This window comes from Dethiosulfatibacter sp. (assembly GCF_983023055.1).
Genome location: NZ_CEZJXU010000259.1, coordinates 1 through 3,669 on the forward strand (window position 1 = coordinate 1; position 3,669 = coordinate 3,669).

A 3,669-nucleotide genomic window follows, 5' to 3' on the forward strand; every position below is an offset into this window, starting at 1 on the left:
AAAATATCATCAACAAGGGACTATAGAACAAGTGTTAAAAAACTAAGGGACGGTAGTGAAGAAAAGATTGAATTGCCAAAGTCAAATGTATTAAAATATGTTCTTGAAGATGGTTCTTGGTTTGTACTTAGACCTTCAGGAACTGAACCAAAAATAAAAATATATTTCTCTGCAGTTGACAAGGACAAGGATGCTTCAGAAAAGAAATACAATGAAATTACCAAATTCGTCTACGGCTTGATAGAAAAGGTATAACTAAGCAGCTACGCTGCTTCAACCACGTAATCTATAAAAACTACAGGCAGGTGAATCATGAGGAAAAAACTAGCATTACTGGCAGCTTTCATAATGATACTAAATACGGCAATTTTCCCTTCCTTTGCTTCGGCAGCGGAAAACCCATCCAGGGCGGAACTTGAAGCACTAATTACAGAAGTGGCCATTGAAAGGGGAATTCCCTCTGTCATACTAATGTCAATTGCAAGGGTGGAAACAGTATTCAAGCATTATGAAGAAGATGGAACCGTAGCAAGGGGAACTTCAGGAAGCATAGGACTCATGCAGATACACAACAACTATGGAGTGTATGACGACAATCTACTCATTAATGATATAAAGTACAATATAAATGCAGGAGCAGATGTTCTTATAAACAAGTGGGAGGCAGGACTTTCCAAGTATGGATATTTGCCTACGGTAGGAAACATGGACCCAAACATACTTGAAAATTGGTATTTTGCTCTTTGGGGATACAATTCTTATGTTGAAAGGAACAACCCCAATGCTCTGTCCCAATATGGTGAAAAGTATACATATCAGGATCTTATCTACTATGTTGCGGAAAACGAGTATGGACAGACAATAAATCCTATTGATCCTTCATATCTTCCTGAATCGGGAACACCTTCAAAGAATCTTAATGTTCCAACACCGGAGGATTGCCATACTGCAGATATACTTTTGTGTACCGAAGGAGACAAGGTAAGTGTATCTTCAGGAGGAAAGCTTAATCTTAGACGTGAGCCAAACGGTAAAATCAAGGGTGAACTTACAGATGATGAAATCTATACTGTTATTGGAGAATCGGTCCTTGAGGATGGCTACTACTGGTACAACCTGGCTGATGCTGAGGGTGAAGAGCTCGGATGGGCTGCAAGAAACTGGTTGATTTATGTTGAAGATTCTACAGATAGTGATAACAATGTAGAAAGCACAACAGGTGGAGCAATAGAAATTGACGAGGATGATATTGAAAATGGAAATAATCCAGAACCGGTTAAGGAATTGAAGGAAGTATTATTCAAAGACATTGACAGTTACTGGGGAAGAGACTATATAGTTGAACTTTACCAGGACGATATAATCAAAGGAATGACGAAAGAAGAATTTGCACCGGAGGATACTGTTACAAGGGAACAATTTGCAGCACTCCTTTGCAGAGCCTTTGACTTTGATACAGAGGGGCATTATGAAATAGGCGACAAGGCAGAAATTGGCGGATGGGCCTATGACAATGTTGCAACAGTTGTTTATCTTGGAATAATGGAGACTGAGGATGGCGATTTTAGTCCAAAAAGACCTCTATCGAGGATAGAGGCTGTAAGGTCCCTTGCGGCAATTGGAGATAAACCTGAAATAACAAAAAACTTTGAATTTGAAGATGTAGTGGACCTTAGTAATGAAGATATTGAAAAACTGGGTAAGGTTTTTTCACTTGAAATCATGAACGGAAAGAGTGCAACAACCTTTGCTCCCCTTGATTTTATAACCAGAGGCGAGATAGCAAAGATTCTTTGTATTACTCGGTCCCTATGCCCATGATAAATTTGTTTTTAGTTTTGTTTTTATCGATATAGACAGTTTCATATGGCTTGACCATTTTGTATTCGTCCCGGGCGATTTTCTCTACGATTTCGAGAAATTGTTCCGGGTCGTTTATTTTTTCGTAATCTTCTCTGAACTCCTGTAGCTCTATTTCCGTTTCAGCCTTTTCAAGAAGCTTTGCATCTTTCTTGTCGTTGATATCGGATAGGGAACGTCTCTGTCCAATAATGGTGAAAATCATGTAGAAGGCCACGGTGCAAAACAGAAGACTTACTATATTAAGCTTAAAGCTTTTCTTTTCTTTTCTTTTTTTTCTTTTTTTTCTTTTTCCCATGAGAATCCCTTTCCTTTCTCTTTGAATCATATATCTATTATAATATGATGTTGGGATTTTATAAAGTAAAAATAAAAAAAGTTCCGTCATTGACGGAACTTTTTGTTAGTTTAAGAATGTTTTTTCTATTTAGCTGATTCAAAAGCTTCTTTTCTTAATATTTCAGCCTTGTCAGTCTTTTCCCATGTAAGATCAATGTCTGTCCTTCCGAAGTGTCCATATGCAGCTAGTTGTTTATATATTGGTCTTCTGAGATCAAGATTTTTGATGATGGCAGCAGGTCTCAAGTCGAAATGCTTGTTAATAAGCTCTTCGATTATTTCCTCGGCAACCTTTCCTGTTCTGAAGGTATCTACCATGATTGATACTGGATGGGCAACTCCTATTGCATATGCAAGTTGAACTTCGCATTTGTCTGCAAGTCCCGCAGCAACAACGTTTTTAGCAACATGTCTTGCTGCGTATGCAGCAGATCTGTCAACCTTCGTTGGATCCTTTCCTGAGAAAGCTCCACCGCCGTGTCTTGAGTATCCGCCGTAAGTATCTACTATTATCTTTCTTCCAGTAAGTCCTGCATCTCCTTGAGGACCTCCGATTACAAATCTTCCTGTGGGATTGATATAGTATTTGGTTTTTTCATCCAAAAGGTCTGATGGAACAACCGCTTTTATTACATGTTCAATTATGTCTTTTTTAATTCTCTCAAGTGATACTTCAGGGCTGTGTTGAGTCGATATAACAACTGTATCGATTCTAACAGGTTTGTTTCCGAGGTATTCCACAGTTACCTGTGTCTTGCCGTCAGGTCTCAAGTATTCCAGAGTTTTGTCCTTTCTTACTGAAGAAAGTCTTTTTGCAAGCTTGTGAGCCATTGAAATTGGAAGTGGCATAAGTTCAGGTGTCTCGTTGCAGGCATAGCCGAACATGATTCCCTGGTCTCCTGCACCTGTTATGTCGAATTCGTCATGTCCGTTGTCCTTGTATTCCTTTGCAGCATCGACTCCCATTGCAATGTCAGAAGACTGTTCATCGATTGAAGTAAGAACGGCACAAGTATCACCATCAAAGCCATACTTTGCTCTTGTATATCCGATTTCTTTTATTGTGTCCCTTACCACCTTTGGTATGTCCACATAACAATTTGTTGTAATTTCTCCAGATACCAGCACTAGTCCAGTTGTTACAGATGTTTCACACGCTACTCTTCCATTTGGGTCTTTGGCAAATATTGCATCCAATATTCCATCGGAAATCTGATCGCAGATTTTATCTGGGTGACCTTCTGTTACTGATTCTGAAGTAAAAAGCCATTTTTTCATTAATAATCCTCCTAAAATCATTTTCCGGATTTGTCCAATAAAAAAACTCTCCCAAAAGAAGAGTTGTAGTCTACTATTGGTCCTCATCTTCCGGATTAACCGCGGGAATTGGCACCTGTTACTTGTTCATACAGGATGCCGGGTTTCATAGGGCCCGTCCCTCCACCTCTCTTGATAAGGCTTTGTTACCAT

Annotated in this window: 3 protein-coding genes, 1 pseudogene and 1 riboswitch; of the genes and pseudogenes, 2 read left to right on the forward strand and 2 right to left on the reverse strand. The window is 39.2% G+C overall.

The window, feature by feature from the left end; genetic code table 11:
* Both AC3AX0_RS09220 and AC3AX0_RS09225 read left to right on the forward strand, forming a co-directional pair.
* Positions 1-255, forward strand: a pseudogene (locus AC3AX0_RS09220) (phospho-sugar mutase); the annotation flags it as partial.
* Between the two features lie 57 nt (positions 256-312).
* The gene (locus AC3AX0_RS09225) at positions 313-1,821 is read left to right on the forward strand and encodes an S-layer homology domain-containing protein (RefSeq protein ID WP_487550004.1); all 1,509 of its coding nucleotides are present in this window, start codon (positions 313-315) and stop codon (positions 1,819-1,821) included.
* Here the strand turns inward: AC3AX0_RS09225 and AC3AX0_RS09230 are convergent.
* Both AC3AX0_RS09230 and metK read right to left on the reverse strand, forming a co-directional pair.
* Positions 1,799-2,188 carry an FtsB family cell division protein gene (locus AC3AX0_RS09230; protein WP_487550005.1) on the reverse strand — a complete coding sequence of 130 codons (390 nt, stop codon included), beginning with the start codon at positions 2,186-2,188 and terminating at the stop codon, positions 1,799-1,801. The genes AC3AX0_RS09225 and AC3AX0_RS09230 overlap by 23 nt on opposite strands.
* A gap of 95 nt (positions 2,189-2,283) precedes the next feature.
* Complete coding sequence (gene metK / locus AC3AX0_RS09235) at positions 2,284-3,477, reverse strand: methionine adenosyltransferase (RefSeq protein WP_487550006.1); 1,194 nt, start codon at positions 3,475-3,477, stop codon at positions 2,284-2,286.
* A gap of 80 nt (positions 3,478-3,557) precedes the next feature.
* Positions 3,558-3,658: riboswitch (SAM riboswitch) on the reverse strand.
* Positions 3,659-3,669 lie beyond the last annotated feature (11 nt).